Source organism: Rhodovulum sp. HP10 (assembly GCF_047553435.1).
Lineage (GTDB): Bacteria > Pseudomonadota > Alphaproteobacteria > Rhodobacterales > Rhodobacteraceae > Rhodovulum.
Genome location: NZ_CP180201.1, coordinates 2,031,344 through 2,057,020, shown reverse-complemented (window position 1 = coordinate 2,057,020; position 25,677 = coordinate 2,031,344). Strand labels below are relative to the sequence as shown.

General features: G+C 68.7%; 22 protein-coding genes and 1 pseudogene. 14 read left to right on the top strand and 9 right to left on the bottom strand.

Translation table 11 applies throughout. The features are described from left to right. Nucleotides 1-175 precede the first annotated feature (175 nt). The 3 genes from ACK8CO_RS09585 to ACK8CO_RS09575 form a co-directional block, all read right to left on the bottom strand. The gene (locus ACK8CO_RS09585) at nucleotides 176-1,573 is read right to left on the bottom strand and encodes a heme biosynthesis protein HemY (protein WP_414896483.1); all 1,398 of its coding nucleotides are present in this window, start codon (nucleotides 1,571-1,573) and stop codon (nucleotides 176-178) included. Between the two features lie 13 nt (nucleotides 1,574-1,586). Continuing rightward, nucleotides 1,587-2,816, bottom strand: a complete 1,230-nt coding sequence (locus tag ACK8CO_RS09580; protein WP_414896482.1) for a COG4223 family protein — start codon at nucleotides 2,814-2,816, stop codon at nucleotides 1,587-1,589. Between the two features lie 81 nt (nucleotides 2,817-2,897). Continuing rightward, nucleotides 2,898-3,620, bottom strand: a complete 723-nt coding sequence (locus tag ACK8CO_RS09575; RefSeq protein WP_414896481.1) for a uroporphyrinogen-III synthase — start codon at nucleotides 3,618-3,620, stop codon at nucleotides 2,898-2,900. Nucleotides 3,621-3,698: 78 nt separating this feature from the next. On the opposite strand from ACK8CO_RS09575, the gene tsaD reads away from it, so the two are divergent. From tsaD to ACK8CO_RS09555, 4 genes and pseudogenes are all read left to right on the top strand, one after another. After that, nucleotides 3,699-4,784 carry a tRNA (adenosine(37)-N6)-threonylcarbamoyltransferase complex transferase subunit TsaD gene (tsaD, locus tag ACK8CO_RS09570; RefSeq protein WP_414896480.1) on the top strand — a complete coding sequence of 362 codons (1,086 nt, stop codon included), beginning with the start codon at nucleotides 3,699-3,701 and terminating at the stop codon, nucleotides 4,782-4,784. Further along, on the top strand, nucleotides 4,781-5,746 hold the full coding sequence (locus tag ACK8CO_RS09565) for an NAD(P)H-dependent glycerol-3-phosphate dehydrogenase (RefSeq protein WP_414898979.1): 966 nt from the start codon (nucleotides 4,781-4,783) through the stop codon (nucleotides 5,744-5,746). The genes tsaD and ACK8CO_RS09565 overlap by 4 nt, the downstream gene beginning before the upstream one ends. Before the next feature lie 2 nt (nucleotides 5,747-5,748). Next, the gene (locus tag ACK8CO_RS09560) at nucleotides 5,749-6,021 is read left to right on the top strand and encodes a YciI family protein (protein ID WP_414899010.1); all 273 of its coding nucleotides are present in this window, start codon (nucleotides 5,749-5,751) and stop codon (nucleotides 6,019-6,021) included. Continuing rightward, nucleotides 6,021-6,434: pseudogene (locus ACK8CO_RS09555) on the top strand (EVE domain-containing protein). The gene ACK8CO_RS09560 and the pseudogene ACK8CO_RS09555 overlap by 1 nt, the downstream one beginning before the upstream one ends. 15 nt (nucleotides 6,435-6,449) lie before the next feature. Here the strand turns inward: ACK8CO_RS09555 and ACK8CO_RS09550 are convergent. Both ACK8CO_RS09550 and ACK8CO_RS09545 read right to left on the bottom strand, forming a co-directional pair. Next, nucleotides 6,450-7,310 carry an MBL fold metallo-hydrolase gene (locus ACK8CO_RS09550; RefSeq protein WP_414898978.1) on the bottom strand — a complete coding sequence of 287 codons (861 nt, stop codon included), beginning with the start codon at nucleotides 7,308-7,310 and terminating at the stop codon, nucleotides 6,450-6,452. A gap of 335 nt (nucleotides 7,311-7,645) precedes the next feature. Further along, on the bottom strand, nucleotides 7,646-7,987 hold the full coding sequence (locus ACK8CO_RS09545; protein ID WP_080614730.1) for a DUF2853 family protein: 342 nt from the start codon (nucleotides 7,985-7,987) through the stop codon (nucleotides 7,646-7,648). 181 nt (nucleotides 7,988-8,168) lie between these two features. Here ACK8CO_RS09545 and trpB point away from each other — a divergent pair, with 181 nt between their 5' ends. Further along, nucleotides 8,169-9,371 (top strand): tryptophan synthase subunit beta, encoded by a 1,203-nt coding sequence (trpB, locus tag ACK8CO_RS09540; RefSeq protein ID WP_080614731.1) that lies wholly within the window; start codon nucleotides 8,169-8,171, stop codon nucleotides 9,369-9,371. 81 nt (nucleotides 9,372-9,452) lie between these two features. Here trpB and ahcY read toward each other — a convergent pair whose 3' ends face one another. Next, nucleotides 9,453-10,847, bottom strand: coding sequence for an adenosylhomocysteinase (gene ahcY, locus ACK8CO_RS09535; RefSeq protein WP_414898977.1), 1,395 nt, complete (start codon nucleotides 10,845-10,847; stop codon nucleotides 9,453-9,455). A 111-nt stretch (nucleotides 10,848-10,958) separates the two neighbouring features. On the opposite strand from ahcY, the gene ACK8CO_RS09530 reads away from it, so the two are divergent. Further along, nucleotides 10,959-11,549 carry an HD domain-containing protein gene (locus ACK8CO_RS09530; protein WP_414898976.1) on the top strand — a complete coding sequence of 197 codons (591 nt, stop codon included), beginning with the start codon at nucleotides 10,959-10,961 and terminating at the stop codon, nucleotides 11,547-11,549. On the opposite strand, the gene ACK8CO_RS09525 is transcribed toward ACK8CO_RS09530, so the two are convergent. After that, nucleotides 11,546-11,680 (bottom strand): hypothetical protein, encoded by a 135-nt coding sequence (locus tag ACK8CO_RS09525; RefSeq protein ID WP_255377938.1) that lies wholly within the window; start codon nucleotides 11,678-11,680, stop codon nucleotides 11,546-11,548. The genes ACK8CO_RS09530 and ACK8CO_RS09525 overlap by 4 nt on opposite strands. A 99-nt stretch (nucleotides 11,681-11,779) precedes the next feature. On the opposite strand from ACK8CO_RS09525, the gene ACK8CO_RS09520 reads away from it, so the two are divergent. Next, on the top strand, nucleotides 11,780-12,676 hold the full coding sequence (locus ACK8CO_RS09520) for a LysR family transcriptional regulator (RefSeq protein WP_414898975.1): 897 nt from the start codon (nucleotides 11,780-11,782) through the stop codon (nucleotides 12,674-12,676). Between the two features lie 42 nt (nucleotides 12,677-12,718). Here the strand turns inward: ACK8CO_RS09520 and ACK8CO_RS09515 are convergent, their stop codons facing one another. Both ACK8CO_RS09515 and ACK8CO_RS09510 read right to left on the bottom strand, forming a co-directional pair. Then, the gene (locus tag ACK8CO_RS09515) at nucleotides 12,719-13,270 is read right to left on the bottom strand and encodes an ActR/PrrA/RegA family redox response regulator transcription factor (RefSeq protein WP_080614735.1); all 552 of its coding nucleotides are present in this window, start codon (nucleotides 13,268-13,270) and stop codon (nucleotides 12,719-12,721) included. A 79-nt stretch (nucleotides 13,271-13,349) separates the two neighbouring features. Further along, nucleotides 13,350-13,985, bottom strand: coding sequence for an SCO family protein (locus tag ACK8CO_RS09510; protein ID WP_414898974.1), 636 nt, complete (start codon nucleotides 13,983-13,985; stop codon nucleotides 13,350-13,352). 95 nt (nucleotides 13,986-14,080) lie between these two features. On the opposite strand from ACK8CO_RS09510, the gene regB reads away from it, so the two are divergent. From regB to addA, 7 genes are all read left to right on the top strand, one after another. Next, nucleotides 14,081-15,475 carry a sensor histidine kinase RegB gene (gene regB / locus ACK8CO_RS09505; protein WP_414898973.1) on the top strand — a complete coding sequence of 465 codons (1,395 nt, stop codon included), beginning with the start codon at nucleotides 14,081-14,083 and terminating at the stop codon, nucleotides 15,473-15,475. 102 nt (nucleotides 15,476-15,577) lie between these two features. Continuing rightward, a complete protein-coding gene (locus tag ACK8CO_RS09500) occupies nucleotides 15,578-17,125 on the top strand; it encodes a PAS-domain containing protein (protein ID WP_414898972.1) in 1,548 nt (515 codons plus the stop codon). A gap of 41 nt (nucleotides 17,126-17,166) precedes the next feature. Beyond that, on the top strand, nucleotides 17,167-17,694 hold the full coding sequence (gene tsaE / locus ACK8CO_RS09495; RefSeq protein ID WP_414898971.1) for a tRNA (adenosine(37)-N6)-threonylcarbamoyltransferase complex ATPase subunit type 1 TsaE: 528 nt from the start codon (nucleotides 17,167-17,169) through the stop codon (nucleotides 17,692-17,694). Continuing rightward, the gene (locus ACK8CO_RS09490; RefSeq protein ID WP_414898970.1) at nucleotides 17,687-18,697 is read left to right on the top strand and encodes an aminoglycoside phosphotransferase family protein; all 1,011 of its coding nucleotides are present in this window, start codon (nucleotides 17,687-17,689) and stop codon (nucleotides 18,695-18,697) included. Before tsaE ends, ACK8CO_RS09490 begins: the two co-directional genes overlap by 8 nt. Continuing rightward, nucleotides 18,679-19,371, top strand: coding sequence for a nucleotidyltransferase family protein (locus ACK8CO_RS09485; protein ID WP_414898969.1), 693 nt, complete (start codon nucleotides 18,679-18,681; stop codon nucleotides 19,369-19,371). Before ACK8CO_RS09490 ends, ACK8CO_RS09485 begins: the two co-directional genes overlap by 19 nt. Further along, a complete protein-coding gene (addB, locus tag ACK8CO_RS09480; RefSeq protein WP_414898968.1) occupies nucleotides 19,364-22,303 on the top strand; it encodes a double-strand break repair protein AddB in 2,940 nt (979 codons plus the stop codon). The genes ACK8CO_RS09485 and addB overlap by 8 nt, the downstream gene beginning before the upstream one ends. After that, nucleotides 22,300-25,668, top strand: a complete 3,369-nt coding sequence (gene addA / locus ACK8CO_RS09475; RefSeq protein ID WP_414898967.1) for a double-strand break repair helicase AddA — start codon at nucleotides 22,300-22,302, stop codon at nucleotides 25,666-25,668. Before addB ends, addA begins: the two co-directional genes overlap by 4 nt. Nucleotides 25,669-25,677 lie beyond the last annotated feature (9 nt).

The window sequence follows — 25,677 nt, the reverse complement described above, 5'->3', positions numbered from 1 at the left end:
GCTGCAAGACAGCAGGGCCTCTATGCGCTGGCGGGGCGGGTAACTCAGATCTCTGCGGCCCGATGCCCGGCTGTCTCGCGGCAGAGGCCCTCACGCATGGCGTAGCCTGCCGGACGGACGACACCGGCGGTTCGGCGCGCTGCCCTCCCGGCAGGGAGGACAGCCACGTTCCGTTCTATTGCGCCGGCTTTTCGGCCCCGCCGCCGACCAGCAGCGGCAGCATGTCCGACGCACCGCCAAGCCCGGCAGGACCTGCCGCGGCCGGCTTCCAGGCCAGCGTGTCGAAGCCGCTGCACGGAGCGCAGACCGGCGTCCAGGCCGAATGCACCGTCCCGCAGCTCTCGCAGACCCATTGCGGGCCCTGCGGCGCGCCGATGGCCTTGGCCAGATAGCCGCGCACCACCTCGTCATCGGCGCCGAGCCCACGCTCGATCGCCGCCATAAGCGCCAGCGCGCGCGCCGTGGGTGCCGTCTCGGCCAGATCGCCCAGCGCCTTGCGGGCGGCCGGGAAATCCTCGGCGGCGATCGCGAGTTCCGCCGACAGCATCCGGGTCTCGGGATCGTCGGGGCGCAGCTCTGTCAGCGGGGCGAAACGCTGGATACGGTCCTGCGGCGTCTCTTCGGGCACGAGCTCGGCGAAGGCGGCCGCCAGATCGGGATGCGGCTGTGCCTCCCAGGCGCGGCGCAGCACCCGCACCGCCTGCTTGTCGCGGCCCTGCGCATTATAGGCCCGCGCAGCCATCACCGCGGCGGGGACCAGATCGGGCGACAGCTTGTTGGCCTCCATCGACAGATCGCGCGCGCGCGGCTCGTCGCCATCGACCATCAGATCGCGCGCCTCGCAAAGCGCCAGGATCGCGTCGCGGCGCCGGTGCAGATCGCGCGGGATATTGCCATGGCGAAGCCTGGCGTTAAGGGTCTTGCGCGCGCCCTTCCAGTCCTCGGCGCTGGCCTGCAGCTGAAGCAGCGCATTCTGGGTCTCTGCATGGCGCGGCTTCAGCGCGAAGGCCTTCTCGGCCAGCTTCAACGCGGTCTCGCTGTCGCCCTCGGCCAGCTTCTGCTTCATCAGCCCGCGCACGCCGACAAACCGGGTGCGGTCGTCACCCAGAAGCTTCTTGTAGATGTCGCGCGCCCGGCCCTTGTCGCCCAGCATCTCGGCCGCCTGGGCCGAGAGAAGGTTGGTCAGGTCGGGCCGGCGCAGGAAGCGCTCGGCCTTGGCCGCGTTCGACATCGCCAGCCGGGCCTCGCCGGAGGCCAGGGCCAGCATGCCGTCGGCCAGCGCCTGAAAGCCGCGGCGCTCGCGCGAGCGGCTGAAATAGCGGCTGATCGCGGTTTCGTCGCCATTGAGAAAGCGCAGCAGCGCCACCAGAAACCCCGCGATCCGGAGCAGCAGCCAGACGCCGACGACGGTCAGGAGCGCCATGATCACCGCCTGCAGCGGGCCCAGCACGAATTCCTTATCCGCGACCGAGACCCTGAGGCCCGGCCCCGTCTCCATCAGGAGACCGGCACCGTAAGCCAGCGCCGCGACGAGGATCACGAAGAAGAGGATCTTGAGAAGAGACCAGAGCATGTTTCGCGCGTCCTCAGTTGCTGTTCAGCGTTTGCTCGAGGCTCTGCGCGGCCTCCACGGCATCGGCCCGGGCGCGGGCCGCGTCGATCCAGCCCGCCATCTCGCCCCGGGCATCGTCATCGAGCCCGTCAAGCTCGGACAGCGCGGCGTCGAGATTGCCCTCGCGCAGTGCCGCCTCGGCCCGCGACAGGACCGCATCGGCATCGTCGCCCTCTTGCGGGGTCAGCGAACGCATGCCGAGCTGACTGCGCAGGAAGGCCTTGAACTTGTCGCCGGCGCCGCCCGCCGCCTGTTCCTTCAGCGAGGTCTCGAGTGCGGCCCGCGCCGCGGCCGGGAAGGAATCCTGCAGCTCGGGCAGGGTCTCGACGCCCTTGGCTGCCACCGCCGTCAGGGCCTCGGGTACCTCGATCGCACCGAACTGTCCCAGCGCGCTGTCGAAGGGCGCGCCATCGGCCAGCGCCGCGTCGATCCGCATCAATGCCGCGCGGGCCTCGACCTGGGCTGCACGGTCCATCGCCTGACCGATATCGGCCTGGGCCTTTTCGGCCACTTCCTGCACCGAGGCGCTGAGTTCGGCATTCTGCTCGCGCATCTGCGCGATCTGGTCTTCATAGGCCTTGAGCGCGGCCGCCGCTTCGCCACTGGCCGCCGCAGCAGGCGCCTCGGCAAGCTCGGTCACGCGGGCGTCGATCCCGGCAAGCTGATCGGCGATCTTGCCGATCTGCTCCTGAAGGGCAGAGATCTGCGGGGCGAGGGTATCGTCGGACCCGGTCCCGGAAGGGCGCTCGGCCAGCGCCGCCTCGATCCGGTCGAGCCGCGCACCGGTCTCGGTCAGCACGGCCAGCCCCTTCTCGCCAAGCCCGGCGCTGGTGCCGGGGAAGGACCAGCCCTCGGGCTGGATGTATTGCGCGGTGACGAAGCCGATCCCGGCCGCCAGAACGCCGCCCAGCACCGGTGCGACGATCCCGCCAGGGCCGCGCTTCGGCGGAACCGGTGCCGCCGCCGGGGAAAGCGGCGCTGCCGGTTCGGAGGGCCCGGTGTCAGGGACCTCTTCGGCCGGCCTGTCGTCTTCGGCCGCCGGTTCGTCGCGCGGCGGTTCGGTATTGGCGTCCTCGTCCGTCTCGTCGCGGTCGCGCGCCGTGCGGATCGCCGTTTCCAGCCGACCTTCGCCGGTCTCTCCGCCGCCTTCGGGTTGCGACGTCCTGGTGTCCTCGGAATCGGTTTCGTCTTCGGTTTTTGCCACGGGAACCCGCCTTTCGATTCGCTTTGTCTGAGACCGCGCGTCGCGCACCCCCTCGCACATTAAAGACTAGCCGTTACGTCCTCAAGGCACGCCAACGGCACCCATTACCGCAGCCAGACCGTCCATCATGGCCTGGGCATCGGGCCGTTCGGCCTCGATCAGGGCAATGGGCTGCGGCCCGTCCCAGGAGGCCGTGACCGCCGGGCTCATCGTCACCAGCGCGAACCGGCCGCCCGAACCGCGCAGCCGTTCGGCGACGAGCAAAGCCGACCGAGGCGAGAACAGCGGCAGCAGTGTCAGGGGCGCGGCCTCGATCTCGGCCGCGATGCCGGGCGGGAAGGGCAGGGCCTCCTGCGCATAGACGATGCGCTCTTCGGTCGGGAGGCCGATGGCGCTGAGCGCCTCGGCCAGTTCGACCCGGGCATGTTCGCCGCGCAGGTGCAAAAGCGGGGCCTTGGGCGGATCGGCAGTGAAATGCGCGATCATCGAGGCCGCGGTGCCCTCGGCCGCGGTCGCGCGGAACCCGACGGCACGGGCGGCATCGGCGGTGCGCTCGCCCACGCAATAGGCGGGCAGATCCCGCGCCGGGTTGGCGGCCGCCAGCGCGGCGACGCCGTTCTCCGAGGTGAACAGCAGCCCCGCGAAGCCCTCGAGCGACACCGGATCGGGGCGCGGCACGATGTCGAGAACCGGCGCCGTGCGGATCGCGATGCCGGGACCGAACCGCTGGACGAAATCCCCGGCGAAGCGGGCCGACTGGACGCGCGGGCGGGTGAGCAGAAGCAGGGGGGAATGCTGGGGCAAGGCGAACCTCCTCGCGGGATTGTGCCTGTGGTCCCGGTGGTGTTACCTGCCGACCGACGGGTACGCAACGGCGGAGCCATGGCCGAAACACTCACGATCCTTGGGCTGGAGAGCAGCTGCGACGATACGGCCGCCGCCCTGGTGCGCCAGAATGCCGACGGGCGCCCCGAAATCCTGGCCTCGGTGGTCGAGGGCCAGACCGCATTGCACGCGGCCTTCGGCGGCGTGGTGCCCGAGATCGCCGCGCGTGCCCATGCCGAACGGCTCGATCTCTGCGTCGAGCGGGCGATGGCCGAGGCCGGGCTGGGGTTTTCGGATCTCGACGCGGTGGCGGTGACGGCCGGGCCCGGGCTGATCGGCGGCGTGCTGTCGGGGGTGATGGTCGCCAAGGGCATCGCCGCCGCGACCGGGCTGCCGCTGGTCGGCGTCAACCATCTGGCCGGGCATGCGCTGACGCCGCGACTGACCGACGGGCTGGACTTTCCCTATCTGATGCTGCTGGCCTCGGGCGGGCATTGCCAGTTTCTTGCCGTTTCCGGCCCCGAAGACTTTGCACGGATCGGCGGCACCATCGACGACGCGCCGGGCGAGGCCTTCGACAAGACCGCCAAGCTGCTGGCCCTGCCCCAGCCCGGCGGCCCGGCGGTGGAACGCACGGCCGAAACCGGCGATCCGGCGCGCTTTGCCTTCCCGCGCCCGCTGATGGACCGGCCGGGCTGCGACATGTCGTTCTCGGGCCTCAAGACCGCGCTCCTGCGCGCCCGCGACCGCATCATCGCCGAAAAGGGCGGGATCACGGTGCAGGACCGCGCCGATCTCTGCGCAGGATTTCAGGCGGCGGTGCGCGACGTGCTGGCGGGCAAGGCCGCCCGGGCGCTGGCGGCCTGTCCCGAGGCGACGGCTCTGGCCGTCGCGGGCGGGGTCGCCGCGAACCGCGCGATCCGGGCCGCGCTGGAGGATCTGGCCGGAACGGCCGGGCTGCCCTTCGTCGCGCCGCCGCTGAAACTCTGCACCGACAATGCCGCGATGATCGCCTGGGCCGGGCTCGAGCGCTTTCGCCTCGGCGCCCGCGACGACATGGCGCTTGCCGCCCGGCCGCGCTGGCCGCTTGACAAAAGAAGCCCCGCGCTGATCGGGGCCGGCAAGAAAGGAGCCAAGGCATGAGGGGAATCGGAATTGCAGGGGCAGGGGCCTTCGGCACGGCGCTTGGCGTCGTTCTGGCGCAATCCGGACGCAAGGCGACGATCTGGGCGCATCAGGCGGACTTTGCCGACAAGATCCGAAACGGCAACGAAAACCCGCGCCTGCCGGGCGTCACCCTGCCCGAAGACCTCTCTGTCACCTCCGAGATCGCGAATATCGCGGATTGCGACCTGCTGCTGCTGACCACGCCGATGCAGGCGCTGGCGAGCGTTCTCGAAACCCATGGCCCGGTGCTGAAGGCCCGCCACATGGTCGCCTGCTGCAAGGGCGTCGATCTGGCCACCGGGCGGGGCCCCGGCGCGATCATCGCCGAAACCTGTCCCGGGGTGGTGCCTGCCGTCCTGACCGGCCCCAGCTTTGCCGCCGACATCGCCCGCGGGCTGCCGACCGCGCTGACGCTGGCCTGCGCCGATCCCGATGCAGGGCTCGCGCTGCAGGAACGGCTGTCGACGCCGACGCTCAGGCTGTATCGCAGCACCGATACCGTGGGCGCCGAGCTGGGCGGCGCGCTGAAGAACGTGATGGCCATCGCCGCGGGCATCGTCATCGGCACCGGCCTTGGAGAAAGCGCGCGGGCCGCACTGATCACCCGGGGCTTTGCCGAGATGCAGCGCTTTGCCCAGAGCTATGGCGCCGAGCCCGAGACGCTGGCCGGGCTGTCGGGCTTCGGCGATCTGGTACTGACCTGCACTTCGCAGCAATCGCGCAATTTCGGCTATGGCGTGGCGCTGGGGCGGAATGCCTGGTTCGACCCCGATGTGACCGTCGAGGGCGCGGCCACCGCCCGCGCCGTCGCGGCCATCGCCAGGGCACGCGGCATCGACATGCCGGTGACCCAAAGCGTGGCCCAGGTCATCGATGGCCATCGCAGCATCGAAGAGGCGGTCAAGATCCTGCTGAGCCGCCCCCTGAAGGAGGAATGACCATGTATTTCGCGCTGATCTGCCGGGACAAGCCCGGCCATCTGGAGACTCGCAAGGCCAATCGCGACGCGCATCTGGCCTATGTCGCCGCGACCGGCGTGGTGGTGCATGCCGGGCCGTTCCTGGATGAGGCGGGCGAGATGTGCGGCTCGCTGGTGATCCTCGATGTCGCGGACAAGGCGGCGGCCGAGGCCTGGGCCGCGAACGACCCCTATGCCGGGGCGGGCCTGTTCGAAAGCGTCTCTGTGCAGGCCTGGAAGAAGGTCGTCGGCTGATGGCCTTCTGGCTGTTCAAATCCGAACCCAACGCCTGGAGCTGGGACGATCAGGTCGCGAAAGGCGCGGTCGGCGAGGAATGGGACGGCGTGCGCAACTATCAGGCCCGCAACAACATGCGGGCCATGAAGATCGGCGATCGGGGTTTCTTCTACCATTCGCTCAGCGAGAAAGCCGTGGTCGGCATCGTCGAGGTGATCGCCGAGGCCCATCCCGACAGCAAGGCCGACGATCCGCGCTGAGAGTGCGTCGATATCCAGGCGGTCATGCCCTTGCCCCGGCCCGTCACGCTGGACATGTGCAAGGCCGAGCCGCGGCTGAAGGACATGGTCCTGGTCAACAATTCGCGGCTTTCGGTGCAGCCGGTGACCGACGAGGAATGGCGGATCGTCTGCGAGATGGGCGGGCTCTGAGCACCCGCCCGACGCTCAGAACCGGTTCAGCGGGATCCTGAGATAGGAATGCCCGTCCGACTCGGGCTCTGGCAGGCGACCGCCGCGCAGGTTGACCTGCAGCGCGGCCAGCATGCGGTCGGGCAGGGACAGGGTCGCATCGCGCGTCTGCCGGGTCGCCATGAACGCCTCGCGCGTCACGCCATCCAGATGCACGTTCCGGCGCTGCTCGGCCACCGTCGCCATCGGCTGCACCGCCGCACCCTCGTCGGGATAATCGTGGCCGATGAACAGCCGCGTCTCGTCCGGCAGCGACAAGAGCCGCCCGAGCGAGTCGTAGAGGACCGAAGCGCTGCCGCCCGGAAAATCCGCCCGCGCGGTCCCGGCATCCGGCCGCAGAAAGGTATCGGCGACGAAGGCGGCATCGCCCACGAGATAGCTGACCGAGGCCAGCGTGTGGCCCGGCGTCGCCAGCACCCGCAGCGTCAGATTGCCCAGCGCGATCTCGTCGCCCTCGCGAAACAGCCGGTCCCAGTCGCGCGCCCCGGCGGGGAAAGCCTCGGGCAGGTTGTAAAGATCGCGCCAGAGCGCCTGCACCTCGATCACCCGCGCGCCGATGCCCCGCCGCGCGCCCAGCGCCCGGCCAAGGTAATGCGCGGCCGAGAAATGATCGGCATGGGGATGGGTATCGAGCACCCAGCCGATCCGCAGCCCCTCGGCCCGGACATGGTCGAGAATCCGGTCGGCATTCGCGGTCGTGACCCGGGCCTCGGCCGGATCGAAATCGAGCACCGGGTCGATCACGGCGCCTTCGAGGGTGGCGGGGTCATGGATCACATATTGCAGGCTGCCTGTGGCCTCATCGTGGAACGGCGTCACAACGGGCGAAGCTGTCATGGGAAATTCTCCGGTAATTCTGGTCTTTCGGGGGATCATATCCCCCTGGACGAGAACAACCGACAGGGCGGAGGGTTCCGCCAGAGACGATGGGCAGAGTCGGAGCGGGAGGTCATGAATGGAGGGTTCCGCAAGCGCAGAACCCTCCATCACCCCACGTGCACCCTGGCGCACCACACGTGAATTCTATGAGGGCCCTGCCGTCCTGGCGGGCATGAATTGACCATACGCCGACCACGCCCTTTGCACAAACCCAATGTTCCCGGCATTTTATACGACTTGCTGGAAACAGTGCCGGGGCAGGACGGATCTGTTGCAGTCCGACCGGGGCGAAGTCAGCCGTAGATGTGCTCTTTTCCGAAATGCCGCACCAGCATGTAATACAGCACGGCGCGGTACTTGTGCGGGTTCGAGACGCCATAGGTCTCGATCGCAGCCTGGATCGCCTCGGCCAGATCGGGGCCGTCGGTCAGGCCCAGCTTGCGGATCAGGAAATTGGTCCGCACCGTCTCGATCTCGCCCGGCTGGCCCGCCGCGACCAGCTCTGCATCGGCATCGTAGATCGCCGGACCGCAGCCGATGGTGACCTTGGTCAGCAGATCCATATCGGGCTCCATCCCGCATTTCGTCCTGAGGTCCTGTGCGTATTTCTCGATCAACGCAGCGCGCTTTCCCATCCGTCTTCCTCCTCTGGCCTCCTCGCCAGCTTCGAGCCTAGCCCCGCCCGCCCGCCGGGCAAGAAAAATCCGGGCCGGCACCGCCCTATGTGTCGCTTTCGCGTCTTGAGACCGACGGGCACAGGGTGTCTGATCGCGCCCAGCCCAGGAAAGAGTGCCCAGGACAGAGTGGAAAGACGACATGACCTATCTCAAGACCACACCGACGCGCGACGGCTTCTTCGGCGACTATGGCGGCGCGATGCTGCCGCCGCCGCTCGAGCCGCATTTCGCCGAGATCCGCGAGGCCTATGACCGGATCTCGAAATCAGCCGATTTCATCCGCGAACTGCGCTACATCCGCACCCATTTCCAGGGACGCCCGACGCCGGTCTCTTACCTCAGGAATCTCAGCGATCTTTGCGGCGGTGCGCAGATCTATGCCAAGCGCGAGGATCTGAACCATACCGGCGCGCACAAGCTGAACCATTGCATGGCCGAGGGCCTCTTGGCCAAGTTCATGGGCAAGACCAAGCTGATGGCCGAGACCGGCGCGGGCCAGCATGGCGTGGCGCTGGCCACGGCTGCGGCCTATTTCGGCATGGAATGCGAGATCCACATGGGCGAGGTCGACATCGCCAAGGAGGCGCCCAACGTCACCCGGATGAAGCTTCTGGGCGCGACGGTGGTGCCGGTCTCCTTCGGCGGGCGCTCGCTGAAAGAGGCGGTCGACAGCTGCTTCGAAAGCTATATCGCCCAGGCCGATCATGCGCTTTTCGCCATCGGGTCCGTGGTGGGCCCGCATCCCTTCCCGATGATGGTGCGCAACTTCCAGCATGTGGTGGGTGTCGAGGCGCGCGAGCAGTTCCTCGAGCTGACCGGCGAGCTGCCCGACATGGTGGCGGCCTGCGTCGGCGGCGGGTCGAACGCGATGGGGATCTTTTCGGGCTTCATCGAGGATGACGTCGCGCTTTACGGGGTCGAGCCCGCGGGCACCTCGTCCAATCTGGGCGATCACGCCGCGACCATCACCTATGGCCATGACGGCGACATTCACGGCTTCCGGACGCTGGTCTTGACCGACGAGAAGGGCGAGCCCGCGCCGGTGCATACCGTGGCCTCGGGGCTCGACTATCCGGGCGTCGGACCGGAACATGCGCATCTGCACAAGACCGGGCGGGTGAGCTATACCTCGGCCGACGACAAGGAAGCGCTGAACGCCTTCTTCGAGCTGTCGCGCCGCGAGGGCATCATTCCCGCGCTGGAAAGCGCCCATGCGGTGGCCTTCGCGATGCGCGAGGCAAAGGCCAATCCGGGCAAGTCGATCCTCATCAACCTGTCTGGCCGCGGCGACAAGGATATCGACTATGTGACCGAGACCTTCGGCTTCGGCGAGGCGCTCTGAGCCGTACCGCCGGCCCCCGATAACGAAAAGCGCCGCCCGGAAATCCGGACGGCGCCATCTTCGCGCGAGGCGCGCGGGGGATCAGTAGCGGTAATGCTCGGGCTTGAACGGGCCTTCTGGCGTCACGCCGATATAGGCGGCCTGTTCGGGCGACAATGTGGTCAGCTTGACGCCGATCCGGTCCAGATGCAGCCGGGCGACCTTCTCATCCAGATGCTTGGGCAGCACGTAGACCTGGTTTTCGTACTGCTCGCCCTTGGTGAACAGCTCGATCTGCGCCAGAACCTGGTTGGTGAAGGAGGCCGACATCACGAAGGACGGATGGCCGGTGGCATTGCCCAGGTTCAGCAGCCGGCCTTCGGACAGAAGGATGATCCGCGCCCCCGAGGGCATCTCGATCATGTCCACCTGGTCCTTGATATTGGTCCATTTGTGGTTCTTCAGCGCGGCCACCTGAATTTCATTGTCGAAATGGCCGATATTGCCGACGATGGCCATGTCCTTCATCTCGCGCATATGCTCGATGCGGATGATGTCGCGGTTGCCGGTGGTGGTGATGAAGATATCGGCCGAGGACACCACATCCTCCAGCACGACCACCTCGAAGCCGTCCATGGCGGCCTGCAGGGCGCAGATCGGGTCGACCTCTGTCACCTTCACCCGGGCACCGGCGCCGCGAAGCGAGGCGGCCGAACCCTTGCCGACATCGCCATAGCCGCAGACCACGGCGACCTTGCCTGCCATCATCACATCGGTGGCGCGGCGGATCCCGTCCACCAAGCTTTCCTTGCAGCCATACTTGTTGTCGAATTTCGACTTGGTGACGCTGTCGTTCACGTTGAAGGCCGGGAAGGGCAGCAGGCCGTTCTTGTGCAGATCGTACAGCCGGTGCACGCCGGTCGTGGTCTCTTCCGAGACGCCCCTGATGGCGTCGCGCTGTTTCGTGAACCAGCCGGGGCTTTCGGCCATCCGCTTGCGGATCTGGGCGAACAGCGCCTCTTCCTCTTCCGAGGTCGGGACGGCGATCAGGTTCTCTTCGCCATTCTCGACCCGCGCGCCCAGCAGGATGTAAAGCGTGGCGTCGCCGCCATCGTCGAGGATCATGTTGGCCGTGCCTTCGCCGAACTGGAAGATCCTGTCGGCATAGTCCCAGTATTCGGGCAGCGTCTCGCCCTTGATGGCGAAGACCGGGACCCCGGCCTCGGCAATGGCGGCGGCGGCATGGTCCTGGGTCGAGAAGATGTTGCAGGACGCCCAGCGCACATCGGCCCCCAGCGCGACCAGCGTCTCGATCAGGACGGCGGTCTGCACCGTCATGTGCAGCGAGCCCGCAATACGCGCGCCTTTCAGCGGCTTGGCTTCGCCATATTCCTCGCGGAGCGCCATCAGGCCGGGCATTTCGGTTTCGGCGATGTCGAGTTCCTTGCGACCGAACCCGGCCAGCGCGATGTCCTTGACAATGTAGTCCGGCGCCATGGCGCTACTCTCCTCGTAATTGTCGGCTAGAACGGCACATACCATCACGCAGATGGCTCGACAATGCGACTGCTCCGTGGCAATCGAACGTCCCGGGAGAAACGGATCACCATGAAACAAGCGCGCGCATGGCAACGCATGCTGTCGGGGCGCAGGCTCGACCTGCTGGACCCGACGCCGGTCGATATCGAGATCGAGGACATCGCCCATGGGCTCGCCTTCGTCGCGCGCTGGAACGGCCAGACCCGGGGCGACTATCCCTATTCGGTGGCCGAGCATTCGCTGCTGGTCGAGGAAATCTTCGGCCGGATCCAGCCCGAGGCACCGGTGCGCTGGCGGCTGGCCGCGCTGCTGCATGACGCGCCCGAATACGTGATCGGCGACATGATCTCGCCGGTGAAGGCCGCCGTGGGCCCGAATTATGGCGAGCTCGACACCCGGCTGGCCTCGGCGATCCATATCCGCTTCGGCCTGCCCGCCGCGGTGCCGAAGACCGTGAAGGCCAGGATCAAGCGGGCCGACAGCCTGTCGGCCTGGCTCGAGGCAACCCAGATCGCGGGCTTCGAGCCTGCCGAGGCGAACCGGTTTTTCGGCCGGCCCCGGCCGGACCTGATCGAGGGGCTCGAAATCCGGCTGCGCCCGCCGGTCGAGGTGCGCACGGCCTATACCGCGCGCCATGCCGCGCTGATGGCGCGCTTCTAACGCCACCGCGGGACGGAACGGCGGCGCGGCAGATGGACCTCGGGCACCACCGGACGGTCGGGCAGACGGTGATTGATCCGGTGTTCCTGGCGCGAGGCCAGCAGAAGCATATCTGACAGGATGGCAAACATCGGGGGTCCTCCCTTACAAAGCTCTCCCCTTTATTGTTAAGCTCAGCAGGGAAGATCCGAGAGTCAGGAATTCTTTTGTCTTGTAAGTTCAACTAACAGATGGCCGATATCGACTGGACCCGCCTGCCGCCCCTGACGGCGCTGCGCGCCTTCGAGGCGACCGCGCGGCTGGAAAGCTTTTCGGCGGCGGCGCGGTCACTCAATGTGACCCATGCCGCCGTTGCCCAGCAGGTGCGGGCACTCGAGGATCATCTGCAACTGGCTCTGGTCCGGCGCGACAACCGCGGCATGACCGCAACGCCCGAGGGCGCCCGGCTCGCCGAGGCTCTGGGCGAGGCATTCCGGAAGATCCAGGACGGCGTAGACGCGGTACGGGCAACGGAGGATACCAGCCCACTGAAGATCTCGCTGACTCCGGCCTTTGCCGAAAACTGGCTGATGCCGCGGCTTGGCACCTTCTGGGCGGCGCATCCCGAGATCGAGCTGGCCCTGATCCCCTCGACCGCGCTGGTCGATCTGCGGAGCGGCGGCTATGACCTGGCGATCCGCTACGGGTCCGGCGCATGGCCCGGGCTTTCGACCGAATTGCTGACGAGTACCCGCTTCGTCGTCGTCGGAACGCCGAAACTGACGGGCGACCCGCGGCCCGAGAGCTTCGCCGAACTGACCCGCTTCACCTGGCTGACCGCGCAGGATTCCCCGGAACAGGCGCTATGGGCGGAAAGCGCGGGTCTGAGCTGGACGCGGGTTCGCGCCACCTCCTTCCCGACGACCGGCCTGTCGCTGGCGGCGACGCGCGCCGGTTACGGGCTATCGATCCAGCCGATCACCCTTGTCGAGGACGATCTGGCCGCAGGCAGGCTCGCCGCGCTGTTCGAGCAGGACTCGCACGGGCTCGGCTATCACATCGTGACCCGGCCGGGGCACCATCCTGCACGGCTGCGCGCCTTCATCGGCTGGTTGCGGCAGGCAGCGGGGCCGCAGGCCGGGACCTGACGGTCCGCGCCCCTGGCCCCGGTCTTGATCTCGGCGATGGTCTCAGCGCGGGCTGCGCTTGGCCAGGATCCGCTGCAGCGTCCGCCGGTGCATGTTCAGACGGCGCGCGGTTTCCGAGACATTGCGGTCGCATTGCTCGTAGACCCGCTGGATATGCTCCCAGCGCACGCGGTCGGCCGACATCGGATTGTCGGGCGGCGGCGGCAGCGCCTCGCCATTCGACAGAAGCGCGGCCGTGACGTCATTTGCGTCGGCGGGCTTCGACAGATAGTCGGTCGCGCCGATCTTCACGGCAGCCACGGCGGTGGCGATGGCGCCATATCCGGTCAGCACCACGATCTTGGCATCGGGACGCTTCTCGCGCAGCGTCTCGACCACGTCGAGGCCGGTTCCATCCTCAAGCCTGAGATCGACGACCGCATAGGCCGGGGGCCGCGCCGAAGCGATGGCCTTTCCTGCCGCGACCGTCTCGGCCATTTCGGGCTGGAACCCCCGCTTTTCCATCGCCCGCGCCAGACGCCTTAAAAAAGGCTCGTCATCGTCGACAATCAACAAGGACGGGTCTTCCCCGATTTCATACTCCTGCTCAGCCATGCGACACCCTCCTGGTGAGCGTAATATTCCGGTTGTTCTAGAATGTTAACGCGGCAGGGTCAATTTAACTCGTTTCGGCTCAGTCCAGGCTCCGGACGCGATCGACAAAGCAGGCAACCCGCGCCGCCATGTCCTCGGGCGTGACGTCCCGCTCGAAGGCCTCGACCACACCCGTCTGCGGGAAGGCGAGATAGGTGAAGGTCGAGTGATCGATCAGGTAATAGGGGTCTTCCGGGTCGCGGATGCGGTAGAAGGTGCGATAGGCCCGGCTTGCCGTCCGCACCTGCTCGGGCGTCCCGGTCAAAGCCAGCATCCGCGGATGCATCATCGAGGCGAAGGCCGCCAGCGCCTCGGGCGTGTCGCGGGCCGGATCGACCGAGATGAAGACCGGGCGCACCTCATAGCCGCGTCCCTCCAGCAGATCGACCGCATCGGCATTGCGGGCATTGTCGAACGGGCAGACATCGGGGCAGAAAGTATAGCCGAAATAGATCAGCGTCGGCCCGGCGATCACGTCGGTCTCGGTCAGAACGGTTCCGGTCTGGTCGGTCAGAGTGAAGGAACCGCCGAGTTCGGACAGCCCCGGGCGCGGCCCGCCGTTGCGGCAGGCGGCAAAACGGTCCTCGGGCGCCCAGGGGCCCCAGATGAACAGCGCAGGCACCGCGACCGCCGCCAGCGCCACACCGGCCGCAACCGCCAGAACGATCCGTTTCATCCGCGCCTCCTTCGCCGCCGGCCTTCCGGTGCATGTCGCATTGATCGACCGTCCCGCCCCGATTAACAAGAGGCAAGCCTGAACCTGGGGGTCCGATGTCCGATATCGCAACCGGCCTGCTGCCGCCGACGGAGCGCAGCAACTGGATCCGCCTGCGGACCCTGATCCTGCTGCGATGGGCCGCCATCGCCGGTCAGGTCGTCGCCATAGCGGTTGCCAATCTCTATTTCCATATCCAGCTCGATCTGGGGCTGTGCCTGCTGGTGGTGGGGGTCAGCGTGCTGGCCAATGTGATCGCCGTCGCGATCTATCCCGAGAACCGGCGCCTGTCCGAGAACGAGGCGATGCTGACGCTGCTGTTCGACGTGGTGCAGCTTTCGGCACTGCTGTTTCTGACCGGCGGGCTCAACAACCCCTTCGCGCTGATGCTGCTGACGCCGGTCACCATCTCGGCGACGGCGCTGGGGCGGATGTCGACGCTGTTCATCGCCCATACCGCCTTCGCGCTGATCACGCTGATGACCTTCTACCATGTGCCGCTGATCGATGCCGCGGGCGAGATCCAGGAATTGCCGCATCTCTTCCTGTTCGGCTTCTGGGCCGCGCTGGTAATCGGGATCTCGTTCCTCGGGCTTTATGCCGACCGCATCACCTCCGAGATGAACAAGATGTCCGACGCGCTCCTGGCGACCCAGATGGCGCTGGCCCGCGAGCAGAAGCTGACCGATCTGGGCGGCGTCGTCGCCGCCGCCGCGCATGAGCTCGGCACGCCGCTGGCCACGATCAAGCTGATCAGCTCGGAACTCATGGACGAGGTCGAGGACAAGCCCGGCCTGCGCGAAGATATCGAGACGCTGCGAGAGCAGGCGGATCGCTGCCGCGACATCCTTCGCTCGATGGGCCGCGCGGGCAAGGACGACCTGCATATGCATACCGCGCCGCTGAAGGCGGTGATCGACGAGGCGGCCGAGCCGCATCTGGACCGCGGCAAAGAGATCATCTTCAGCTTCGATCCGATCCATGGCGGCAGCCCGCGGATGCCGGTGATCTACCGCCGCCCCGAAGTGATCCACGGGCTCAGGAACCTGATCCAGAATGCCGTGGACTTCGCCGAAAGCCGGGTCTGGGTCGTAGGACAATGGACCCAGACCGAGATCAGCGTGCGGATAATGGATGACGGCCCGGGCTATCCGCCACATCTGCTGGGCCGCATCGGCGACCCGTTCGTCCGGCAGCGCAAGAACCCGGAACAGCAGAAGAAACGTCCCGAATATGAAGGGATGGGGCTTGGGCTGTTCATCGCCAAGACCATGCTCGAGCGCTCGGGCGCGACCCTTAGCTTCGCCAATGGGCGCGACCCGATGCTGACCTCCGAGCGCTCGGACCAGCGCGGCGCCGTGGTCGAGGTCGAATGGCCCGCCTCCAAGATCGGCGTCAGCGCCGAGGCCCAGCTTGCGGCACTTGGCGAGAATGCCCCGATCGAAGCATGAGGCCATAGCAATTCCAGATAAACACGCATAGGTTGAATTAACTGGAAATTAACCAAGGTGACCGCCTACTGAACAGGATCAACGAAGGATTCTCGCCGCACCATGGACATCGACTGGGGATTTGCGCTGGTTCTGTCGGGTATCTCGCTGACGAGCGCAGTGGCGGCACTGTTCGTGCTGCATTTTCTGCCCCGGAGGCCCCGCGATCCGGCGGCCGAGGCCCAGGGCGACATGGTGTTTCTCTTCGATGGCGAGCATCTCGTCGATGCCACCCCGGATGGCCGCCGCTTTCTGGCCGGCGGGCCGAAGGGCCTGACCGACTGGCAACGCTTCTGTGCGCTGATCGTGCCGCGCTTTCCCGGCTTTCCCGAACGGATGGAACGGCTTCCCAAGGACGGCTCGGCGCTGCTTGCCGAGGCCGGGGGCGAGGCCCAGCTGACCGCCGTCTGGCTTGACGGTGTGATCCGGCTGACGCTGCGGATGCCGCGCTTCGACGATCCGGCCGACCTGACCGATGCCCAAAGCCTGGCCGCCCTGACCGCCGAGCTGGCCACCCTGCGCGACGTGGTCGAGGCGATGCCCACCCCGGCCTGGCAACGCGACGAGAAGGGCGGCGTGGCCTGGGCCAACAGCGCCTATCTCGACATCGTGCGCGGCCGCCATGACGAAGGCCAGATCGTCTGGCCGCTGCCGGTGCTGTTCCCGCAGGACCTCGGCGAAAGCGGCGCGCCCCGGCGCCAGGCCATCGACATCGGCGCCGACCGCGACCGCTGGTTCGATTGCGTTTCGGTCGAGGCTCACGGGGCCTCGCTGCATTTCGCGCTTCCGGCCGATGCCACGGTCCGGGCCGAAACGGCACTGCGCAACTTCGTCCAGACCCTGACCAAGACCTTCGCCGAGCTGCCCATCGGGCTTGCCGTCTTCAACCGCACGCGCGAGCTGGTGCTGTTCAACCCGGCCATTTCCGAGCTGTTCAATCTCGAGCCCGAATTCCTGACCGGCCGGCCCACGCTTCTGAACCTGCTCGACCGGCTGCGCGAAACCCGGATGATGCCCGAGCCCAAGAACTTCCGGTCCTGGCGCGAACAGATCCTGCGGCTGGAACGCGATGCCTGCGACGGCGTCTATTCCGATACCTGGACGCTGCCCGGCGGGCAGGTCTACCGGGTGACCGGGCGGCCGCATCCCGATGGCGCCGTGGCCTTCCTGTTCGAGGATATCAGCACCGAAATGTCGATGACCCGGCGCTTCCGCAGCGAGATCGAAACCGGTCAGGCGGTGATCGACTCGCTGCCAGAGGCCATGGCCGTGTTCTCCAGCGCCGGGATTCTGACGCTCTCGAACAGCGCCTATGCCAAACTCTGGGGCGAGGACCCGCGGCTTGTGATGGGCAATACCGACATCTCTGGCGCCACCGCGCAATGGCAGGCGCAATGCCTGCCGGGCCCGTCCGAGGCCGGGTCCGAGCTGCCGCGCCGCATCCGCCAGCGCGAGGCCTGGAGCTGCGAATTGTTCCGCCGCGACGGCCAGAGGCTCGACTGTCATCTCAAGCCCATCGCAGGCGGCTGCATGCTGGTCGAATTCCGTCCGGCCGCCGCCCGGACCGAAGCGCGCGAAACACCCGCCATCCCGCGCGCCTCTTCCGCCTGATCCCGCTTGCGGCAAGCGGGGCAGGCGTTACAACGGGCCCCATGTCCGCCACCCGCCTCACCCTAACGCTGGCCTCCGAGGCCATGACCCGCGCGCTCGCAGACCGGCTCGCAGACCGGCTCGGGCCCGGCGATACGCTGCTGCTCGACGGCCCGATCGGGGCGGGCAAGACCGCCTTCGCCCGGGCGCTGATCCAGGCGGCACAGGCCCGGGCCGGGCGCGACCCCGAAGACGTGCCCTCGCCGACCTTCACCCTGGTCCAGACCTACGAGGCCGGGGAATTCGAGATCTGGCATGCCGATCTCTACCGCCTCGGCCATCCGCAGGAGGTGATGGAACTCGGGCTGGACGAGGCCTTCGACACCGCGCTCTGCCTGATCGAATGGCCCGACCGGCTGGGCGATCTGGCCCCCCCGGGCGCGCTGCGCCTGGCCCTTGCGCCGGGCGGGACCGAGACCCTGCGCCATGCCAGCTTCACCGCCGCGGGCACCGTCTGGGCCGACCGCCTGTCCCCGATCCTGACCGAACTCCAGACTGAAACTCAGACCGGGACCGCCCCCGATGCGTGACACCGCAATCACCGATTTCCTCGCCCGTGCCGGCTGGACCGAAGTCCGCCGCGCAGCCCTTGCGGGCGACGCGTCGAACCGCCGCTACGAGCGGCTCGCGCAGAACACCGGCGCGACCGCCGTCCTGATGGATGCCGACCCGGCGAAAGGCGAGGATGTGCGCCCATTCGTCGCCATCGCCCGCCATCTCTCGGCGCTCGGGCTCTCGGCCCCCGCGATCCTCGCCGAGGACAGCGCCGCGGGTCTGCTTCTGCTCGAGGATCTGGGCGATGACCTTTTCGTCCGCATTGCCGCCCGCGCGCCCGGGCTCGAAGAACCGCTTTACGCCACCGCGACCGACCTTCTGGTCCGGCTGCACCAGGCGCCGCTGCCCGAGGGCCTCGCGCCCTACAGCCCCGCCGAGATGGCCGAGCTCGGCTGCCTGCCGTGCCGCTGGTACCTTTCCGGGCTGGGCCTCACCGCGCCCGAGGACGAGATCGCCGGGATCCGGGCCGGGTTGGAGACGCTTCTGGCCGAAGCCGCCCCGCCCTCGGTCCTGATCCTGCGCGACTATCACGCCGAGAACCTGCTCTGGCTGCCCGCGCGGGACGGGGTCGCGCGGGTCGGGCTGCTCGATTTCCAGGATGCCCGGATCGGGCACCCGGCCTATGATCTCGTCTCGCTGCTGGAGGATGCGCGCCGCGACGTGCCCCCCGCGCTGCAGGCCCGGATGCGCGCGCGCTATGTCGCCGCAACCGGCACCGATGCCGCGGATTTCGAGCGCGCTTATGCCGTGGCCGGGGCCCAGCGCAACCTGCGCATCCTGGGCGTCTTCGCCCGGCTCTGCCTGCGCGACGGCAAGCCCGGCTATCTGCCGATGATACCGCGCGTCTGGGGTCACCTCATGAAGGATCTCGCGCATCCCGCGCTGGCCGCACTGCGCGCGCCGCTGCTGCGCCTGCTGCCGCCGCCCGAGCCCGAGTGTCTCGACCGGATCGCAAGCCGATGCGCCCCGCGTCGCTGATGATCTTCGGGGCCGGGTTCGGCACCCGGATGCGGCCGTTGACCGACGACCGCCCGAAACCGCTGATCGAGGTCGCGGGCAAACCGCTGATCGACCATGCGCTGGCGCTGGCCCCGGATGCGGGCATCCGCCAGATCGCTGTCAACGCCCATTACCGCGCCGGGCAGCTGGCGGCGTATCTCGCGGGCCGGCCCGGCCTCACCGTCCTGCATGAAACCGACGCCATCCTCGATACCGGCGGCGGGCTGCGCAATGCGCTGCCCGTTCTGGGCGGCGATCCGGTCTTCACGCTGAACAGCGATGCGGTCTGGACCGGGCCGAACCCGCTTTGCATGCTTGCCGAGGCCTGGGACCCGGCCCGGATGGACGGCCTGTTGCTGCTGATCCCGCGCGGGCAAGCGACCGGCCATTCGGGCCGGGGCGATTTTCTCATCGACCCGGAGGGCCGCCTGAAGCGTGGCCCGGGGGCCGTCTATTCGGGCGCCCAGATCCTCAGGACCGACGGTCTTGCCGAAATCCCCGAACGGGTCTTTTCGCTGAACCGGCTCTGGGACCGGATGCTGGCCGGGGGGCGGCTTCACGGCATCCTGAATCCCGGCGGCTGGTGCGATGTCGGCCATCCGGACGGTATCGCCGAGGCCGAGGCACTGTTGGCGGGGCAGGGCGATGTTTGAAGGACCGGCGCCCCGCCTGTTCGGCCTGCCGCCCGGCGCCGATTTCCCGCGCGAGCTGCTGATCGGGCTGGAACAGAGACTGTCCGGCGCCCCTCCCGAGGCCTGGGCCGAGGTCGAGATCTGGGTCAATACCGAGCGGATGCGGCGCCGGATCGTCGATCTGTTCCAGGCCGGGCCGCCGCGCCTTCTGCCCCGCATCCGGCTGGTGACCGACCTTGCACGCCATCCGATCCTCGCGGATCTTCCGGCACCGGTCTCGCCGCTCAGACGGCGGCTGGAACTGGGGCAACTGGTGCGGGCGCTGCTCGACCGCGCCCCCGATCTGGCCGCGCGCAGCTCGGCCTTCGATCTGGCCGACAGCCTTGTCGCCCTGCTTGATGAGATGCAGGCCGAGGGCGTGCCGCCGCGGGTGCTGCACGATCTCGATGTCGGTAACCTCTCGGCGCATTGGGCCCGGGCCCGGCAATTCGTGACGCTGGTCGAGACCTGGCTCGGCCCCGACCTGTCGGGGCGTCCCGGCGGCGGCGCCCGGCAGCGCCTCGCGGTCGAGCGGCTGACCGAGCGCTGGCGCGCCGATCCGCCCCGCCATCCGGTGATCGTCGCGGGCACCACCGGCTCGCGCGGGGCAACAGCGCTGTTCCTGCGCGAGGCCGCCCGGCTGCCGCAGGGCGCCGCAGTCCTGCCCGGCTATGATTTCGACATGCCCGCCGCGATCTGGGATGGGCTCGACGATGCGCTGGCGGCCGAGGACCACCCGCAATACCGCTTCCGCCGTATCCTCAACGACAGCGGGCTTGGGCCGGGCGATGTGCAGCCATGGCGCGCCGAGGCCGGGCCTCCGAACCCGCAGCGCACCCAGCTGATCTCGCTCGCGCTCCGGCCCGCCCCGGTCACCGATCAGTGGATGGAGGACGGCCCCCGTCTGACCGGGCTCGACCGCGCGACAGAGGCGCTGACGCTGATCGAGGCGCCCTCGCCGCGGGCCGAGGCGCTGGCCATCGCGCTGCGGCTGCGCCGTGCCGCCGAGGACGGGCAAAGCGCTGCGCTGGTCAGCCCCGACCGGACCCTGACCCGCCAGGTGACCGCCGCGCTCGACCGCTGGGGCATCCGGCCCGATGACAGCGCCGGCACCCCGCTGCCGCTGTCGCCGCCGGGCCGGTTCCTGCGTCAGGTCGCGGCGCTGTTCGGCCGGGCGCTGACGGTCGAGACCCTGCTGTCGCTGCTCAAGCACCCGCTGACCGCCTCGAGCCCAGGCCTGCGCGCCAATCACCTGCGCTGGACCCGCGAGCTTGAACTGCATCTGCGGCGGCACGGACCCGCCTTTCCCGACGGCCCGGCCCTGACAGGCTGGGCCGAAGGCCACGAAGATGGCCGCGAGGCCTGGGCCGCCTGGCTAGCCGAGGCTCTGGAGGGACCGGATCGGGCCGGAACAGAGCCGCTTTGCGCCCATGTCGCGCGGCACCGTCAGTTGGCCGAAACCCTCGCCGCCGGGCCGGACGCCGAGGGCAGCGGCGCGCTCTGGCTGGAAGAGGCCGGCCTGCAGGCGCGGGCCGCGCTCGACCTGCTCGAGGCCGAGGCAGATGCGGGCGGCGAGATGAGCCCGGCCGATTTCTCGGCCCTGCTCGACTCGGTCCTGCGCGACGGTTCGGTCCGCAGCGCGGTCGCACCGCATCCGGGGGTGATGATCTGGGGCACGCTCGAGGCCCGCGTCCAGGGCGCCGATCTGGTGATCCTCGCCGGGCTGAACGAAGGCACCTGGCCCGAGACCCCGCCGCCCGATCCCTGGCTGAACCGGCAGATGCGGGCCGAGGCGGGCCTGTTGCTGCCGGAACGTCAGATCGGACTGGCCGCGCATGACTTCCAGCAGGCGATCTGCGCCCCCGAGGTGGTGATCTCGCGCGCGATCCGCACCGCCGAGGCCCAGACCGTGCCCGCGCGCTGGCTGAACCGGCTGACCAACCTGATGGAGGGGCTGGGCAGCACTGGCGGCCCCGAGGCGCTGGCCGCGATGCGGGCGCGGGGGAAAGGCTGGCTTGCGATGGCGCAGGCGCTCGACCGGCCAACAGCGCCGCTACCTGCCGCGCACCGTCCCTCGCCCCGGCCCCCCGTCGAGCAGCGTCCCGAGCGGCTGTCAGTAACGGCGATCGAGCGGCTGATCCGCGACCCCTATGCCGTCTATGCCCGCCATATCCTGCGGCTGAAGCGTCTCGACCCGCTGGTGCGCAGCGCCGATGCGCCGCTGCGGGGCACCGTCCTGCACAAGGTGATGGAGCGGTTTCTGGACCGGCCCATCGACCCCGATCCGGCCCGCGCCCGGGCCGATCTGATGGCCATCGCCGATGAGGTTCTTGCGACCGACGCGCCCTGGCCCGCCGCCCGCGCGCTCTGGCGGGCGCGGCTCGGACGCGCGGCCGAAAGCTTCCTGCGCGACGAGGCGCGACGTCAGGCCGAGGCCGCCTGCATCGCCCGCGAACGCTCGGGCGCGGCGCGGCTGGACAACGGCTTCACCCTCACCGCGCAGGCCGACCGGATCGACCGCCGTCCCGATGGCCGCCTGATCGTCTATGATTACAAGACCGGCACGCCGCCCAGCCTGAAGGCGATGGAGGCCTTCGACAAGCAGCTGCTGCTGGAGGCCTGCATCGCCGAACGCGGCGGCTTCGAGGAGATCCCGGCCGCGCCCGTAGATCACGTCACCTATATCGGCCTCGGCCAGCCGCCGAAGACCGTGACCAACAACCTGGATGACGGTCTGGTCGCGCGCAGCTGGGCCGAGCTTGGGCGGCTGATCGACCGCTATGCCCATCCCGAACAGGGCTATACCGCCCGCAACCGGGTCCAGAAACGCAGCGACATCACCGATTACGATCTGCTGTCGCGCTTTGGCGAATGGGACGAGACCGATCCGCCAAAACCGGAGGATGTGGGATGACCCGGAACGAGGCGAGCGAACGGCAGATCCAAGCGGCCGACCCGTCGGGCTCGGTCTGGCTCTCCGCCAATGCGGGTTCGGGCAAGACCCGGGTTCTGACCGACCGGGTGGCGCGGCTTCTGCTGGCGGGGGTGCCGCCGCAGCGGATCCTGTGCCTGACCTATACCAAGGCCGCCGCGGGCGAGATGCAGAACCGGCTGTTCGACCGGCTGGGCGGCTGGGCGATGCTGGCCGATGCCGATCTGCGCAAGGCACTGCACGAGCTGGGCGTCGAGCCCGCCATCGGCGAGGACACCCTGCGCGAGGCCCGGCGCCTGTTCGCCCGCGCCATCGAAGCGCCGGGCGGGCTGAAGATCCAGACCATCCATTCCTTCTGTGCGGGGCTTCTGAGGCGGTTTCCGCTCGAGGCCGGGGTCTCGCCGCAATTCGTCGAGATGGACGACCGCAGCGCCCGCCGCCTGCGGGCTGAGCTGGTCGATGCGTTGGCCGACGGCCCCGAGGCCGGGCGCTTTGCCGATCTGGCGCGGTTTCACACCGATGCCGAGCTCGATGCACTGACCGCCGAGATCGCCAGCCATCGCGACCGGTTTCCGGCTACCGCCGAGGCGGAGGCGATCTGGAAGAGCTTCGGCCTTGCCCCCGGTGACGACAGGGCGGTTCTGCTGCGCGGCGTCTTCACCGGGAGCGAAGAGGCCCTGCTGACCCGGCTGAAGACCGCGCTGGCCGGGGGTGGCAAGACCGATCAGACCGCCGCCGCCAAGCTTGCCGCGTTGGATCTTGGCGGCGCCGACCGTGCCCTGCTGATCGGGCTGGAGGATATCCTGCTGACCGGCGCGGGCGCGAAACAGCCGTTTTCGGCCAAGACAGGGTCTTTTCCAACCAAGGCGGTCCGGACCGCGCTTGGCCCCGATCTGGCGCCGCTCGAAGATCTGATGGTCCGGGTCGAGACCGCGCGACCCCGGCGGCTGGCGCTGGATGCGGCCGAACGCACGCTGGCGCTCCACCGCTTCGCCGAAGCCTTCCTGCCCGCCTATGCCGCGCGCAAGCAGCTGCAGGGCTGGCTCGATTTCGACGACCTGATCCTGAAGGCGCGCGACCTGCTGACCGATCCGGGCGTCGCGCAATGGGTGCTGTTCCGGCTCGATGGCGGGCTTGATCATATCCTGGTCGACGAGGCGCAGGATACCAGCCCGGTGCAATGGCAGGTGATCGAACTCTTGGCGCAGGAATTCACGGCGGGCGAGGGCGCGCGCAGCGGGGTCGAGCGCACGATCTTCGTCGTCGGCGACAAGAAACAGTCGATCTATTCCTTCCAGGGCGCCGATCCCGAGGGGTTCGACCGGATGCGCGCGCTGTTCCGCGACCGGCTGGAAGATGTCGACCGGGGCCTCACGACCCTGACGCTGGAATATTCGTTCCGCTCCTCCGAGGCGATCCTCGGCACGGTCGACCGGACCTTCCCCGAAGGCGCCCGCGCCGGGCTCGACCGCGAGATGCGGCACCGCGCCTTTCATGCAGACCTGCCAGGCCGGGTCGATATCTGGCCCGTGGTCGAGGACAGCGAAGCCGCCGATCTCGGCCATTGGGCCGATCCGGTCGACATGCTGGGCGCCTCGCATCACAGCGTGCGGCTGGCGCGTCGGCTGGCCTCGGAAATCCGCGCCATGATCGACCGGGGCGAGACCATCGCCGTCAAGGGCGGGGGGCGCCGCCCTATCCATGAGGGCGATATCCTGATCCTGGTGCAGAGCCGGACCGATCTGTTTCACGAGATCATCCGCGCCTGCAAGGCAGAGCGGCTGGAGGTGGCGGGCGCCGACCGGCTGAAGATCGGCGGCGAGCTTGCGGTGCGCGACCTGACCGCGCTTCTGTCCTTCCTGGCGCTGCCCGAGGATGACCTGTCGCTGGCCTCGGCGCTGCGCTCGCCCTTGTTCGGCTGGTCGGAGGATGCGCTCTTCCGGCTGGCAGCGCCACGCAAGGGCTATCTCTGGCAGGCGCTTCGACACGCGGATCAGGCCGGAACAGAGACGGTTCCGGTGCTGCAGGCGCTGCTGGACGAGGCCGATTTCCTGCGCCCCTATGACCTTGTCGAACGCATCCTGACCCGCCATGACGGCCGCCGCAGACTGATGGCACGGCTCGGGCAGGAGGCCGAGGACGGGATCGACGCGCTGCTGACCCAGGCACTGGCCTATGAGACGACCGAGGTGCCCTCGCTGACCGGGTTCCTGGCCTGGCTGTCGAGTGGCGAGGTCGAGATCAAGCGCCAGCTCGATGCAGCGGGACGGCGGATCCGGGTGATGACGGTGCATGGCGCCAAGGGGCTCGAAGCGCCGGTGGTGATCCTGCCGCATACGGCGCAGCGCAATATCACCATCCGCGACCAGATCTATACGCTGGAAAACGGCCTGCCCGCCTGGAAGACCGGATCGGACGAGCGACCAGAGGCGCTGGCGACCGCACATGCCGCGCGGGTGCAGCGCGAGGAGGAGGAACGCTCGCGCCTGCTTTACGTCGCGATGACCCGGGCCGAGCAATGGCTGATCGTGGCGGCGGCCGGAAAGCTCGCGAAGGATGGCAGCGACTGGTACAGCCGCATCCGTCGCGGCACCGAGGCGCTGGGGCCGGTGCCGCATGATTTCGGTTTCGGCGAGGGGCTGCGCTATGAACGCGGGCTCTGGCCCGGAGAGCGGATCGCGGTCGCGCCCGAGACGGCCCCGCCCGAGACCGCGCTGCCCGACTGGGCGCTCCGCGAGGCCCCGCGCCCCGACCGGCCGCCGCAACCGATGTCTCCCTCGGATCTGGGCGGCGCCAAGGCCCTGCCGGGCGATCCGCTGGCGCCCGCCGAGGCCGAGGATGTCCGCGCCCGGGGCACCTGGATGCACCTTCTGCTGGAACATCTGCCGGGCACCGATCCGGCCGACCGCCCGGCGCTGGCCCGCGCGCTTCTGACCGCGGCCGACCCGCCCGCGCCCGAGGCCGCGATCCCGGCCCTTGCCGACGAGGCCGGGGCCCTGATGGCGCGGCCCGATCTGGCGCCGGTCTTCGCGCCCGGCACGCTGGCCGAGGTTCCGCTGACCGCGCCCCTGGGCCCGGGGCGGCTGAGCGGCACGGTCGACCGGCTGATCCTTGCGCCCGGCCGGGTCACGGCGGTCGATTTCAAGACCAACGCCATCGTGCCGGACCGGCCCGAGGACACGCCCGAGGGCATCCTGCGCCAGCTGGGGGCCTATGCCGTGGCACTGGCGCTGATCTATCCGGGGCGCGAGGTCGGGACAGCCGTTCTCTGGACCCGGACGGGCAGGCTGATGACGATCCCGCGAGAGCTGGGGCGCGCAGCCCTTGTGCGGGCCGGGCTGGCTTGACGCTGCTGG